Origin of the sequence: Stenotrophomonas koreensis (assembly GCF_001431525.1) — a bacterium.
Taxonomy (GTDB): domain Bacteria; phylum Pseudomonadota; class Gammaproteobacteria; order Xanthomonadales; family Xanthomonadaceae; genus Stenotrophomonas; species Stenotrophomonas koreensis.
On the sequence record NZ_LDJH01000031.1, the window covers coordinates 30,642 to 43,481 of the forward strand.

12 protein-coding genes are annotated in these 12,840 nt (G+C 65.5%); 3 read left to right on the top strand and 9 right to left on the bottom strand.

Going from position 1 to position 12,840, the window contains the following annotated elements; all coding sequences use genetic code 11:
• Positions 1–46: 46 nt before the first annotated feature.
• Both ABB25_RS13455 and ABB25_RS13460 read right to left on the bottom strand, forming a co-directional pair.
• Positions 47–526 carry a hypothetical protein gene (locus ABB25_RS13455; protein ID WP_152981236.1) on the bottom strand — a complete coding sequence of 160 codons (480 nt, stop codon included), beginning with the start codon at positions 524–526 and terminating at the stop codon, positions 47–49.
• 50 nt (positions 527–576) lie between these two features.
• Entirely contained in the window at positions 577–975 is a 399-nt protein-coding gene (locus ABB25_RS13460) for a hypothetical protein (protein WP_057667648.1), read from the bottom strand.
• Between the two features lie 270 nt (positions 976–1,245).
• On the opposite strand from ABB25_RS13460, the gene metF reads away from it, so the two are divergent.
• Entirely contained in the window at positions 1,246–2,082 is an 837-nt protein-coding gene (gene metF / locus ABB25_RS13465; RefSeq protein WP_057667650.1) for a methylenetetrahydrofolate reductase [NAD(P)H], read from the top strand.
• A 38-nt stretch (positions 2,083–2,120) separates the two neighbouring features.
• A complete protein-coding gene (locus tag ABB25_RS13470; RefSeq protein WP_057667652.1) occupies positions 2,121–2,762 on the top strand; it encodes a DUF4124 domain-containing protein in 642 nt (213 codons plus the stop codon).
• Positions 2,763–2,783: 21 nt separating this feature from the next.
• Here the strand turns inward: ABB25_RS13470 and ABB25_RS13475 are convergent, their stop codons facing one another.
• The 3 genes from ABB25_RS13475 to ABB25_RS13485 form a co-directional block, all read right to left on the bottom strand.
• Positions 2,784–3,746 carry a Nudix family hydrolase gene (locus ABB25_RS13475; protein ID WP_057667653.1) on the bottom strand — a complete coding sequence of 321 codons (963 nt, stop codon included), beginning with the start codon at positions 3,744–3,746 and terminating at the stop codon, positions 2,784–2,786.
• A gap of 93 nt (positions 3,747–3,839) precedes the next feature.
• Positions 3,840–6,563 (bottom strand): preprotein translocase subunit SecA, encoded by a 2,724-nt coding sequence (gene secA / locus ABB25_RS13480; RefSeq protein WP_057667654.1) that lies wholly within the window; start codon positions 6,561–6,563, stop codon positions 3,840–3,842.
• A gap of 145 nt (positions 6,564–6,708) precedes the next feature.
• Entirely contained in the window at positions 6,709–7,653 is a 945-nt protein-coding gene (locus tag ABB25_RS13485; protein WP_057667655.1) for a M23 family metallopeptidase, read from the bottom strand.
• A gap of 12 nt (positions 7,654–7,665) precedes the next feature.
• Between ABB25_RS13485 and ABB25_RS13490 the strand changes: the two genes are divergently transcribed.
• Positions 7,666–8,115 (top strand): DciA family protein, encoded by a 450-nt coding sequence (locus ABB25_RS13490; protein WP_057667656.1) that lies wholly within the window; start codon positions 7,666–7,668, stop codon positions 8,113–8,115.
• Between the two features lie 190 nt (positions 8,116–8,305).
• Here ABB25_RS13490 and lpxC read toward each other — a convergent pair whose 3' ends face one another.
• From lpxC to ABB25_RS13510, 4 genes are all read right to left on the bottom strand, one after another.
• Complete coding sequence (gene lpxC / locus ABB25_RS13495) at positions 8,306–9,220, bottom strand: UDP-3-O-acyl-N-acetylglucosamine deacetylase (protein WP_057667658.1); 915 nt, start codon at positions 9,218–9,220, stop codon at positions 8,306–8,308.
• Between the two features lie 196 nt (positions 9,221–9,416).
• Positions 9,417–10,637 carry a cell division protein FtsZ gene (gene ftsZ, locus ABB25_RS13500; RefSeq protein ID WP_057667660.1) on the bottom strand — a complete coding sequence of 407 codons (1,221 nt, stop codon included), beginning with the start codon at positions 10,635–10,637 and terminating at the stop codon, positions 9,417–9,419.
• Positions 10,638–10,815: 178 nt separating this feature from the next.
• Positions 10,816–12,048, bottom strand: coding sequence for a cell division protein FtsA (gene ftsA / locus ABB25_RS13505; RefSeq protein ID WP_057667662.1), 1,233 nt, complete (start codon positions 12,046–12,048; stop codon positions 10,816–10,818).
• Positions 12,045–12,770 carry a cell division protein FtsQ/DivIB gene (locus ABB25_RS13510; RefSeq protein WP_057667743.1) on the bottom strand — a complete coding sequence of 242 codons (726 nt, stop codon included), beginning with the start codon at positions 12,768–12,770 and terminating at the stop codon, positions 12,045–12,047. The genes ftsA and ABB25_RS13510 overlap by 4 nt, the downstream gene beginning before the upstream one ends.
• Positions 12,771–12,840 lie beyond the last annotated feature (70 nt).

Here is a 12,840-nt window from a genome sequence, read left to right on the forward strand (position 1 = left end):
AGTACTGCCATTGCCAGACACTGTAGCCCCAAGCGCAGGCAATGGATCACTGTGCCAGCGTGATGGTTGCTCCATCGCCACGGCCTTCCAACATGATGCGGTCTCCCACTTTCATATCCTTGATCTGTGCTGCCAGCTGGGTGATGGACATCACCCGGCCCGAATCCAGACGCACCTTGACCATGTAACGCGTGGTCTCGCCCTCCCCCACCACGCGCGCACCCACCTCGCTGCCAACGTTCCCCCCGCTCAGGACAACGGCCTGACCAGCCAGACGCCCGCCCGAGGTGTTGCCGGCATCGCTCATGATCACCGCCTTGCCAGCGAGCATCCCACCCAGCTCGCCCAGCTTGCGCCCCCACTTGCGCCCGGTCTCGGTGAGCTTGGACTCATCCTCGCCACGGTTCTCGATGGGCTGGATGTCCTCGATCACCCCGGGGCGTGCCGCCTGGGCGACAGCCTGCGAGGGCACCACCAGCAACAGGCACAGCAGCACCAGCCAGAAACCACCCGTACGCATCTTCATGTTCTTCATCGTCCTGCTCCCTGGGTCAATGACCACTTGTGTTGGTGCGTTCAATCCTTCGGTCGACGTACGTCGCTGCGACAGGCATTACCGTGCATTTCCCAGCGGCGGATGATGCCTTCCAGGTCAGCAATGAAAGTAATGGTGCAGCGGTGGGTCGCATCGTGATGCCTCTCGTGCACCTGAACCGGGCTGTCGTAAATGGGGGCACCGTAGGAGATGCCGACAACATTGCCACCGGTGGTCCAGGTCTCGGTCCATGCCGGGTTGATGGTTGCCCAGCTGTAACGGGTTTCACCGGCCTGGTCATCCTCGGTGATCTCCACCCGGCCGCCATCCACACGCAGCTGCAGCAACAGGTCACTGGCATCGCGGCCTATCCATTCATCGGCCTTGCCCTGTGCCCGGCGGTCGGCCTGCGCACTGGCATCGAACGCCAACAGGCACATACCTGCCACTGCCGCTGCCAACACTGCCGTGAATGACCTCAAATGCTTGGCGCGGTGATGTCGTTGTTCCATTGAATGCCTCCTGCATACCCGTTATGGAAACCCGCAGAGGATGGTCGCTGGCAACGGTGACAACTGCAACCGGTGAAAAATGACGTCCATCACACTAAGCATCTCTTCGTCATGGCGGTGTTCATCCTCAAAATTAAACACAAGCATCGCGATAAAGCGATATAGTCAGAACATCTTTTCGATGTGCTGACTGCCGCGATGACTGCCCTGAGTTTCGAGTTCTACCCGCCCAAGACCGATGACCAGCGTGCGCAGCTGGAACGTGCCGTGCGCAAGCTCAAGGCGTTCGCGCCGACCCATGTCTCATGCACCTTCGGGGCCGGCGGTTCAACCCTGAGCTATACCTCCGAAACCGTCCGCCATCTGCGCCAGGGCCATGGCCTGGAAGCCGCGCCGCATCTGTCCTGCGTCGGTGGCACGCGTGAGGAAATCCGCGAGCTGCTCAAGCTCTACCGCGCCCTGGGCTGCACCCGCATTGTCACCCTGCGCGGCGACCTGCCCTCGGGCATGGGCCATGCCGGTGACCTGCGCCATGCCATCGACCTGGTGGAATTCATCCGCGCCGAGCACGGCGACCATTTCCGCATCGAGGTGGCCGCCTATCCGGAAACCCATCCGCAGGCCGAGTGCGCGCTGAGCGACCTGCGCCACTTCCGCGACAAGGTTGCCGCCGGCGCCGATGCGGCGATCACCCAGTATTTCTACAACGCCGATGCCTATTTCCGCTTCGTCGATGATGTGCGCGCACTGGGCGTGGAGGTGCCGATCATTCCCGGGATCATGCCGATCAGCAACTTCAGCCAGCTGCGGCGGTTTTCCGAACAGTGCGGCGCCGAGATCCCGCGCTGGATTGTCCGTCGCATGGTGGCCTATGGCGATGATGCCGAATCCATCCGCGCCTTCGGCGCCGAGGTGGTGGCAGGACTGTGCCAGCGGCTGCTCGATGCCGGGGTGCCGGGCCTGCATTTCTACACCTTGAACCTGGCCAAGCCCAGCTCGGCGGTACTCAGCCAGCTGAACCTCGCACGCGGCTGAGGCTGTCCACGCAGCAGGCTCCCGGCTAGGCTGTGTCGATGCGCCACTGCTTGTCCACCGCCCGTTCCCTGTTGTTGTGCCCGTTGCTGGGCCTGGCCTGGCTGCCGGCGCCGGTGCAGGCACAGTCGATCCAGCGCTGCGTTACTGCCGACGGGGTTACGGTGTTCACCGACAAGCCCTGCGAGCTGGCCCAGGCGCGGCCGCGGCTGGCCGCACCGGCGCAGGCGCCGACAGCGCTGTCCAGCGCCCGTGCCGGCCTGGTCGCCCAGACCGGGCGGCAGTGCCCGCAGCGGCTCAGCGAACTGGTCGATGAGATCCAGCTGGCGATCCAGGCCGGCGACGTCAACCGGCTGTCCGCGCTGTACTGGTGGGCCGGGCAGGACAATGACCGCGCCTCGCGCCTGCTCGAGCGGCTGGAGGCGATGGCCGCCCGGCCGCTGGTCGACATCGCCCCGGTCTATCCGGAACCGGCCACGGCCAGCGAAGCGGCCACGCCGCAGTGGCGGGAAGCCGGAAGCGATGGCGGCAATGAAGCCGCCGCGCCGGTAGTGGTAACCGCGCCCCGGCCACCGCGGCCGTATGCGCTGCGCATCGAGCAGGTGCTCACCAACCGCGCCACGCCGGCCCGCAGCATCCTCTACCTGCGTCACCAGTACGGCTGCTTCTGGATCAACTTCTGAGCCCAGCTTCCGAACGCGGCCTCAGCCGCGGATCACCCGGCCCGGCCACAGGCCGGCAATGGCGGCAATGCCCTGTGCACCGTGATCACGGGCGGTAGCCAGGTCATCCATGTCCAGCCCGCCCAGCGCATAGATCGGCAGCGCACAGTGCGCACGCAGCGCGGCAAACCCCTCCCATCCCAGTACCGCGGCACCGGGATGGCTGGCCGTCGGGCGCACCGGGCCCAGCACGACAAAATCACAGCCCAGTGCCTGCGCGGCCTGCAGCTGCTCCCGGTCATGGCAGGACGCGGCCACGGCAGCAACCAGCGGCGGCCGCTGCGCCAGGCCAAGCAGCTGTTCGCTGCCCAGGTGGACGCCGACGCCCAGCTCGGCCGCCAGCGCCACATCACGGTTGATCAACAGCTGCGCCCGGTGTTTGAACTGCTCCACGGCCAGGCGCAGCACTGCTTCGCGGCGGGGATCGCTGCCCGGCAGGCGCAGCTGGACCCGCTGCACGCCGCTGGCAATGGCGCGTTCCAGCGCCGCCAGCCAGGCCTGGACATCATCGCCCAGTGCCGGGGTGATCAGGTAACGGTCCGGCTGGGCCAGTGCGGCCACCACCGGCAGGTCTGCCGGCGGCATCGAATACCGGTGCAGTTTTTCCGGCGCCACCCAGGTGATCGCCTGGCCTTCATGCCCGCGCGGACGGCCCTCCAGCGCGGTGATGTGCCGCACCTCCAGCACCAGATGCTTGTCCGGGTAACGCTGCGGCACCTGGATGATGCGGGAGCCGACCTGCGCCACCACCCCGAGCTCTTCGTGCAGTTCGCGGATCAGCGCCTGTTCCGAGCTCTCGCCCGGCTCACGCTTGCCGCCGGGGAATTCCCACAAGCCGACCAGGTCGCGGTTGCCTTCCCGGCGGTTGAGCAGATAGCGGCCACGGGCATCGGTAATCACGCCGGCCACCACATGGATGTGGCGCAAGTCAGGTTGATCAGGCATGCACCCAGCTTGCCGCAGCCGATGATGCGGCGCAATAACAGCGGCCACAAAAAACCCCGCCATGCGGCGGGGTCTTGTCGTGGTCCGAGGTGGTCAGCTCAGCTGGCCATGGCAGTGCTTGAACTTCTTGCCACTGCCGCAGGGGCAGGGATCATTGCGCCCCACCTTCGGATCCTGGCCGGCGGCCAGCGCGGCCTGCGCCACTTCGGCCGCTTCCTCATCGGCACCCAGGCCACCGCTGTCAGCGTGCTGGAACTGCGACATCTGCAGCCGCGCCTCGGCCTGCTGGCGCTCCAGCGCCTCCAGTGCGGCGACCTCCTCCTCGCTGCGGATGCGCACGCGGCTGACCATGGTGATGACATCGGTCTTGACCCGCTCCAGCATCTGGCTGAACAGCTCGAAGGCTTCCTTCTTGTACTCCTGCTTGGGCTGCTTCTGCGCATAGCCACGCAGGTAGATGCCCTGGCGCAGGTAATCCATCCGCGCCAGGTGCTCCTTCCAGGCCTGGTCGACCACGGTGAGCATGATGTGCTTTTCCAGCGCGCGCATGGTCTCGGCACCCACAGCCGCTTCCTTGGCGTCCATGTGCTCGGCCACGACCTTCTGCACCGCCTCGGCGATGCCTTCGGCATCGATCTCGCTGCTGCCGGCCACCAGTGCGGCCACGTCCATCTGCACGCCCAGCTCGGCATCCAGGGCGGCAGTCAGCCCGGCCAGGTCCCACTGCTCATCCACCGATTCGGGCGGCACGAAACGCTCGACCAGGCCATACACCACGTCCGAACGGATGCCGTCCAGGGTGTCCTTGATCGATTCGGCTTCCAGCAGCTCGTCGCGCTGGCCGTAGATCACCTTGCGCTGGTCGTTGTTGACATCGTCAAAATCGAGCAGGTTCTTGCGGATGTCGAAGTTGTGCGACTCGACCTTGCGCTGGGCCTTTTCGATCTGCTTGGTCACCATCGCGCTTTCGATGACCTCGTCTTCCTTCATGCCCATCATCCGCATCGCCTTCTGCACCCAGTCAGAGGCGAAGATGCGCATCAGGTTGTCTTCCAGCGACAGGTAGAAACGGGACGAGCCCGGGTCACCCTGGCGGCCGGAACGGCCACGCAGCTGGTTGTCGATACGCCGGCTCTCGTGACGCTCGGTACCGATGATGTGCAGGCCACCGGCGGCCTTGACCGCCTCGTGGCGCTCACGCCAGGCGGCCTTGACCGCGGCCTTCTGCTCCTCGCTGGCGTCCTCGCCCAGCGCCTGCAGCTCGGCTTCCAGCGAACCGCCAAGCACGATGTCGGTACCACGGCCGGCCATGTTGGTGGCGATGGTCACCGCAGCCGGCATGCCGGCATTGGCCACGATCTGCGCTTCGCGCTCGTGCTGCTTGGCGTTGAGGACCTCGTGCTTGACCCCGGCCTGGGTCAGGTGCTGGGACAGCATCTCGGAAACTTCGATCGAGGTGGTACCCACCAGCACCGGCTGGCCGCGCGCGGCGCAGTCCTTGATGTCTTCCAGCACCGCGTTGAACTTGCCCTTGCGGTTGAGGAACACCTGGTCGGGGTGGTCCTTGCGCTGGGTCGGGCGGTTGGTCGGAATCACCGTCACTTCCAGGCCGTAGATGCTCTGGAACTCATAGGCTTCGGTATCGGCGGTGCCGGTCATGCCGGCCAGCTTGCCGTACATGCGGAACAGGTTCTGGAAGGTCACCGAGGCCAGGGTCTGGTTCTCGCGCTGCACCGGCACCCCTTCCTTGGCCTCCACCGCCTGGTGCAGGCCGTCGGACCAGCGCCGCCCGGCCAGGGTACGCCCGGTGAACTCGTCGACGATGATCACCTCGCCATCGCGGACGATGTAGTCGACATCGCGCTGGTAGATCGCATGGGCGCGCAGCGCGGCATTGAGGTGGTGGACCACGCTCAGGTTGCTTGCTGCGTACAGGCCGCCTTCGCTGTCATCGGCAATGATCCCGGCCTCGCGCAGCAGCTGCTCGGCATGCTCCATGCCGGCTTCGGACAGATAGACCTGCTTGCCCTTCTCGTCGACCCAGAAATCGCCTTCGCCTTCCTCGGTTTCCTGGCGCACCAGGTTGGGCACGATGCGGTTGACGCGGATGTACAGCTCCGGCGACTCGTCGGCCGGGCCGGAGATGATCAGCGGGGTGCGTGCCTCGTCGATCAGGATCGAGTCGACTTCGTCGACGATGGCGTAATGCAGCCCCTTCTGGTGACGGTCGCGCAGGGCCAGCGCCATGTTGTCGCGCAGGTAGTCAAACCCGAATTCGTTGTTGGTGCCGTAGGTGATGTCGGCGCCATAGGCGGCCGCCTTGTCGGCATGGGCCATGCCCGGATAGACCACGCCCACGCTCAGGCCCAGCCAGTTGTACAGCTTGCCCATCTGCGCCGCGTCACGCCGGGCCAGGTAGTCATTGACGGTGACCACATGCACGCCCTTGCCTTCCAGCGCATTGAGGTAGACCGGCAGCGTGGCCACCAGGGTCTTGCCCTCACCGGTGCGCATTTCGGCGATCTTGCCCATGTGCAGCACCATGCCGCCAATCAGCTGCACGTCGTAATGGCGCATGCCCATCACCCGGCGGCTGGCCTCGCGACAGACCGCGAAGGCTTCCGGCAGCAGCTTGTCCAGTGACTCGCCAGCGGCAATCCGCTCGCGGAACTGCGGCGTCCTGGCCTGGAGCTCGGCATCGGAAAGCTTTTCCAGCTCCGGCTCCAGAGCATTGATCTTGACGACGATACGGTTGAGCTGGCGCAACAGGCGGTCGTTACGGCTGCCAAAAACGCGGGTGAGCAGACTGTTGATCATTGAAGGAACCGGTTGGAAAAAGGTGCCAGGCGGTGATGGCCTGCAGACAAACCAACACCATAAACGAAACAGGGCGCAGTGCGCCCTGTTGCTGGCAAGGACCCATTGTAACTGGGGCCGGGCCAGAGATTTTCAAGCCGTCGGGTCAGCCGCGGCGCACCGGGGTATTGCCGCCGGTACCGAGGAACTTGCGCGGATTGACCGCCACCCCGTTTTCCCAGACCTCGAAGTGGACATGCGCACCGGTGGAACGGCCGGTGGAACCGGCCTTGGCGATCTCCTGCCCGGCCCGGACCAGGTCGCCCTGGCGCACGCTCAGGCGCGAGTTGTGGGCGTAACGGGTGAGATAGCCATTGCCGTGGTCGACATCGACCACATTGCCGTAGGCACCGTTGACACCGGAGAACTTGACCACACCGTCAGCCACCGACAGCACCGGGTCACCGACCCGGGCGCTGAAATCCAGGCCCTTGTGGTTGCCTCGGCCACGACCGAACGGGTCATTGCGCGAGCCGAAACCGGAGGTGACGTAGCTGTTGTGGATCGGCAGGCGGGTCGGCAGCGCATCGCGCTGCAGCTGCTGGTCGAACAGCAGCGATTCGAGCACGCCCAGCTGCCTGCCGGCCTGTTCGAAGCTGGCGCTGAGGCTGTGCAGGTCGGCATTGACCTCGTCCATGCGCACATCCTGCAGCGGACCGCTGTCTTCACCACCACCCACGCCCGGGGTTTCCTGGAAATCGAACTCGCCATCGGCCAGCTCGCCCATCTGGGTCAGGCGCTCACCCAGGGCGTTGAGCCGGGTGGCCTGGGCCTGCAGTTCGGCCATCCGTGCCGCCAGGGCATTGACCTCGGCCTGCGACTGGGCACGGACCTGCGCCAGTTCCTGCTCCTGCTCGGCCAGGCGCGCCTGCAGCAGCGCATCGCCGGCAACGCCGGTAGCGGCACCGGCCCCCACACCCACCAGGGCACCCAGTGCCAGGGTCGCCCCCAGCACCATGGCCGGGCGGTCTTCGAACAGCGCCAGCACCCGCGTTAATACGCCACTGTGCTTACCTGCCCGGGTTTTGATTACGATCTTTGGTGACGTCATTGAGTACTTCTTATGTCTGAGCCGAAATCCGATCCCCGCCCCGCGACAGCGCCTGTTCGGGCACTGGATGCGGTGATGTCCAGCAGGTCAGGCAACCCGTTGCGCCGTGCCCTCTGGCTTGACGAACTGGATCGCACCCTGCGTGGCCACCTGCCCCCAACGCTGGCCGGCCAATGCCGGCTCGCCAATGTGGACGGCGAACACCTCGTTTTTCTCGTCCAATCCCCGCTATGGCATGCCCGTCTGCGGCTTGCCGAAAATACGCTGATCGACGCGGCCCGCTCCATCGGGCTGAAGGTCACCAGGGTGACCATCAAGACAGCCAGTGCACCGCTGCGCCCCCAGACGCCCGCGCCGCACAATGGTCCAGCTGCCGTAAGCCCCACCACGCGTAACGGCCTGCGTGATGCGCTGGCTGCCCTTGACGATGTCCTGAACCCCACATCGTCGAAGGACCGCTGAAGGAATCCGGTCGCAGCTGGATCCCAGCCGATGATGTGAAGACAATGTCCACACCATCGGGGCCGCTCGCATCCTAGCGGCCAGCCTTGGCTCAAATGTTATGCAAACGTTATTTTTCCGTGCGATTCAGGTCACGATCCCGGTGATATTCACAGAACCGTGACGCCTGTTCGCCCCTGGCCGTGGTGGCTCAGGCGTAGGCGGGAGCGCCGTAGGCCACGACCGGGGCCTGCGCACCGGCCTGCTGGAAACTGGCCCATTCCCAGGCACTGGCATCGGCCAGCAAGGCCCTGGCGAGCTTGTTGTTGAGCGCATGGCCGGACTTGTAACCCTCATATGCCCCGAGGATCTGGCCACCGGACAGGTACAGGTCGCCGATGGCGTCCAGGATCTTGTGGCGGACGAATTCATCGGCAAAACGCAGCCCATCCTCGTTGAGGACACGGAATTCATCCAGCACGATCGCATTGTCCATCGAGCCGCCCAGGCCGAGGTTGCGCTCGCGCATGTATTCAAGGTCGCGCATGAAGCCGAAGGTGCGCGCGCGCGCGATTTCCTTGATGTAGGCCGCGGTGGAGAATTCCAGCTCCACGCGTGACTGCTTGGCCGGAATGGCCGGGTGGTCGAAGGCGATGGTGAAACCGAGCTTGAAGCCGTCATACGGCGTGAAGCGGGCGACCTTGTCGCCTTCGGTGACTTCCACGGTCTTGAGCACGCGGATGAAGCGCTTGGCCGCGTTCTGCTCGCTGATCCCGGCCGACTGCAGCAGGAACACGAACGGACCCGATGAGCCATCCATGATCGGCAGCTCGGCCGAGGACAGTTCAATGATGCAGTTGTCCACACCCAAGCCGGCCAGGGCCGACATCAGGTGCTCGACGGTCTGGATCTTGGCGTTGTCGCAGGTCAGACCGGTGCACAGGGTGACTTCGGTGACCAGCTCGGCACGCGCCGGCACTTCCACTACCGGTTCCAGGTCAACGCGACGGAACACGATGCCGGTATCCACCGGGGCCGGGCGCAGGGTCATGTAGACCTTGTCACCACTGTGCAGGCCCACACCGGTGGCGCGGATCGTGTTGCTCAAAGTGCGTTGGGGAATCATCGGCAGGTCGCAGAATTACGTAAGGACAGGTAGCAACGGCCAGGCCATTGCAGCCGCGAAGAATACCATGCACCCCTCCCCCACCCTGGCTGAACAGGAAACGGCGACTGGCCACCACCACGCCGGTCCTGGCGTGATGGTGGCTGGTCTGGACATGGCACATCGTAACGGGGGGACAAGCCCGCCCGGGCAGTCTTCAGTCTGCCTGACGGCGCAGGAACGCCGGGATGTCCAGGTAGTCCGGCGGCAGGTCGGCAGCCCCGTTGCCGGCGCCCGATGCGCCCGAGCCGCTATCGGTGCTGGCACGACGCAGGCCGGTGGCCAGCGAATTGATGTTGCTGCGTGCGCTGTTGGCATCGGCATCGATGTCGCCGAATTCGGCCGCACCGGTGGTGGCGTTGCGCACCAGCTTGATCTGGCTGCGCTCGCTGCCACGCGGGGCAACCTTGGCGGCAACACTGTTCAGGCCGGTGGCGACCACGGTGACGCGCACTTCGTCCTGCATGTCCGGATCGAGCACGGTACCCAGCACCACGGTGGCATCTTCGGAGGCGAAGCTGTCGATGGTGCGGCCGATCTCGTCGAACTCGCTCATGGTGAAGTCCGGGCCGGCGGTGATGTTGACCAGGATGCCGTTGGCACCGGCCAGGTTGACATCGTCCAGCAGCGGGTTCTGGATCGCGGCCTCGGCAGCGGCCTGGGCACGGTCATCACCGCGCGCGGTGCCGGTACCCATCATCGCCAGGCCCATCTCGCTCATCACCGTGCGCACGTCGGCAAAGTCGACGTTGATCAGGCCCGGACGCACGATCAGGTCGGCAATGCCCTGCACCGCGCCCTGCAGCACGTCGTTGGCGGCGCGGAAGGCCTGGATCATGGTCGCGTTGCGGCCCAGCACGGTGATCAGCTTTTCATTCGGGATGGTGATCAGCGAATCGACGTGCTGGCTCAGCTCCTCGATGCCCTTCAGCGCCACCTGCATGCGGCGGCGGCCTTCGAACGGGAAAGGCTTGGTGACCACGGCCACGGTCAGGATGCCCATTTCCTTGGCCAGCTGTGCCACCACCGGGGCGGCACCGGTACCGGTACCACCGCCCATGCCGGCGGTGATGAACACCATGTCCGCACCCTGCAGCGCGTCCATGATGCGCTCGCGGTCTTCCAGCGCGGCCTGGCGGCCGACTTCCGGATTGGCGCCGGCGCCCAGGCCCTTGGTCACGTTCTCACCCAGCTTGAGCTGGGTCTTGGCACCGCACTTGGTGATCGCCTGCGAGTCGGTGTTGGCGATGATGAACTCCACGCCCTCCACGCTGCCGTTGACCATGTGCGCCACGGCGTTGCCGCCGCCGCCGCCCACGCCAACCACCTTGATCACCGCATTGGGTGCCATTTTTTCGATCAGTTCGAAATGCGCCATGTCTTTGTCCTCAGGGTAAAACCGTGGTCGGTGTCCATCGTGGGCAGGCTTCCTGCCTGCCGTCGATGGCCGTGCCGCGGCCGTTTTCAGTTGTAGTCGCTCATCCCGGCGGGATGGGCGTGCACTGCATCGGTACTGCCGGGTACTGCGTTCATCGCCTTGCCTGCCGCTGGCCTGATCAGAAATTTTCCAACCAGGATTTCAATTTTTTCAACACCGATCCTGCGCGTCCGGACGGCAGTGACGGCCGCCGCGGATGTTCCAGCTGGCTGCCCATCAGCAGCAGCCCGACCGCAGTGGAATACACCGGGTTGCCGACCACTTCGCCCAGCCCGGAAACATGCTGCGGAATGCCGATGCGCACCGGCATCTGCAGCATTTCCTCGGCCAGTTCGACCACGCCTTCCATCTTGGAAGCGCCACCGGTAAGCACCACCCCGGCGCGCACCAGCTCCTCGAAACCGGAGCGGCGCAGTTCGGCCTGGACCATCTCGAAGATTTCCTCGTAGCGCCCCTGCACCGCCTGTGCCAGCGAGTGGCGCGGCATCCGCCGCGGCGGACGGTCACCGACGCTGGGCACCTGGATGCTTTCCTCGGCGGTGGCCAGCTGGGCCAGCGCACAGGCGTAACGCACCTTGATCTGCTCGGCCTCCGGGGTCGGCGTGCGCAGCATGTGTGCGATGTCATTGGTGACATGGTCGCCGGCAATCGGCAGCGAGGCCGAATGGCACAGCGCGCCCTGCACATAGACCGAGATGTCGGTGGTGCCGGCGCCCATGTCCACCAGCACCACGCCCAGCTCGCGCTCGTCGGCGGTCAACACCGCCACCGAGGAAGCCAGCGATGACAGCACCAGGTCATCGACCTGCAGGCCGCAGCGCTGCACGCACTTGGTGATGTTCTGTGCCGCCGACTGGGCGCAGGTGACCAGGTGCGCATGCACCTCCAGGCGCACGCCGGTCATCCCGACCGGGTTGCGGATGCCTTCCTGCGAATCATCCAGCACGTACTCGCGCGGGATCGCATGCAGGATGCGCTGGTCGGCCGGAATGGCCACCGCCTTGGCCGCATCCAGCACCCGGTCCAGGTCGGCCCAGGTGACCTCGCCTTCGCGGATCGGCTGCAGCCCCTGCGAGTTGCGGCACTGCACATGGTTGCCGGAGATCGAGGCATACACCGAACGGATCTCGCAGCCGGCCATCAGGTCGGCTTCTTCGACCGCGCGCTTGATCGATTCCACCGTGGATTCGATATCCACCACCACGCCGCGCTTGAGCCCGCGTGACTCGTGCGAACCAATCCCAATCACTTCAATCGGATTGCCCGGCGAATACTCACCGACCAAGGCCACCACCTTGGAGGTGCCGATATCCAGGCCGACAATCAGCGATTTGTCACCCTTGCGATTCATGTCCTGTCCTGCTTTGCGGAGGCTTTGGCCTCACCCCAGCTCAGGGTGAAACCATTGGTGTAACGGAGGTCGGCGCGCACGATCGGCGCCTTCTGCGCGGCTACCAGCTGCGGCAGCACGCGGGCAAAACGTTGCAGCCGGCTGCGCGCATCGTGACGGCCCAGCACCACGTCGATGTCCCCGGCCAGGCGCAGCTCCCAGCTGCCGCGGGCATCCATGCGCAGCCGTTGCAGCGGCTGGCCGCTGCGTGCAAACAGCTCACTGGCGAAGGCATGCAGCTCCAGCACCTGTTCGGTCTGCGCATCCGGGCCGCCCAGGTCCGGCAGTGCACTGACATCGAGCCCTTCGGGAATGGCAATCAACTTGCCCTGCACCGAGAGCAGGCGGTCATCGCCCCAGCGCGCCAGCGGCTGATGCTCGACCAGGGTCACTTCCAGCACGTCCGGCCAGAGTTTGTGCACCTTGGCCGATTCCACCCACGGCAGGGCTTCCAGGGCGTCCTGTGCCCCCTGCAGGTCGACAGCGAAGTAACCGGTCTGCGCATACGGCAGCACGATGGACTGCACCTGTTCGGCGCTGACCTGGGCCATCGGCGCATGCACCCGCAGCCGCGCCAGCGGCCAGCGGTCAGCCCCGACCCAGCCGCCCAGCACCGCCACCACCGGCAATGCCACCACCGCCAGCGCCAGCACCCACAGCAACAGCCGCAGCAACACATTCATCGGCACACCTCCGCCACGTGCACGCACGCCTTGCCACCGGCATGGGCCGGTGTGCGCTGACGACGGTGCG

Coding starts and splice junctions, on each gene's coding strand:
- ABB25_RS13510 (WP_057667743.1), bottom strand. CDS start 12,770: ATGAATGTGTTGCTGCGGCTGTTGCTGTGGGTGCTGGCGCTGGCGGTG.
- ABB25_RS13455 (WP_152981236.1), bottom strand. CDS start 526: ATGAAGATGCGTACGGGTGGTTTCTGGCTGGTGCTGCTGTGCCTGTTG.
- ABB25_RS13475 (WP_057667653.1), bottom strand. CDS start 3,746: ATGCCTGATCAACCTGACTTGCGCCACATCCATGTGGTGGCCGGCGTG.
- ABB25_RS13485 (WP_057667655.1), bottom strand. CDS start 7,653: ATGACGTCACCAAAGATCGTAATCAAAACCCGGGCAGGTAAGCACAGT.
- secA (WP_057667654.1), bottom strand. CDS start 6,563: ATGATCAACAGTCTGCTCACCCGCGTTTTTGGCAGCCGTAACGACCGC.
- ABB25_RS13460 (WP_057667648.1), bottom strand. CDS start 975: ATGTGCCTGTTGGCGTTCGATGCCAGTGCGCAGGCCGACCGCCGGGCA.
- metF (WP_057667650.1), top strand. CDS start 1,246: ATGACTGCCCTGAGTTTCGAGTTCTACCCGCCCAAGACCGATGACCAG.
- ABB25_RS13490 (WP_057667656.1), top strand. CDS start 7,666: ATGTCTGAGCCGAAATCCGATCCCCGCCCCGCGACAGCGCCTGTTCGG.
- ftsZ (WP_057667660.1), bottom strand. CDS start 10,637: ATGGCGCATTTCGAACTGATCGAAAAAATGGCACCCAATGCGGTGATC.
- ABB25_RS13470 (WP_057667652.1), top strand. CDS start 2,121: ATGCGCCACTGCTTGTCCACCGCCCGTTCCCTGTTGTTGTGCCCGTTG.
- lpxC (WP_057667658.1), bottom strand. CDS start 9,220: ATGATTCCCCAACGCACTTTGAGCAACACGATCCGCGCCACCGGTGTG.
- ftsA (WP_057667662.1), bottom strand. CDS start 12,048: ATGAATCGCAAGGGTGACAAATCGCTGATTGTCGGCCTGGATATCGGC.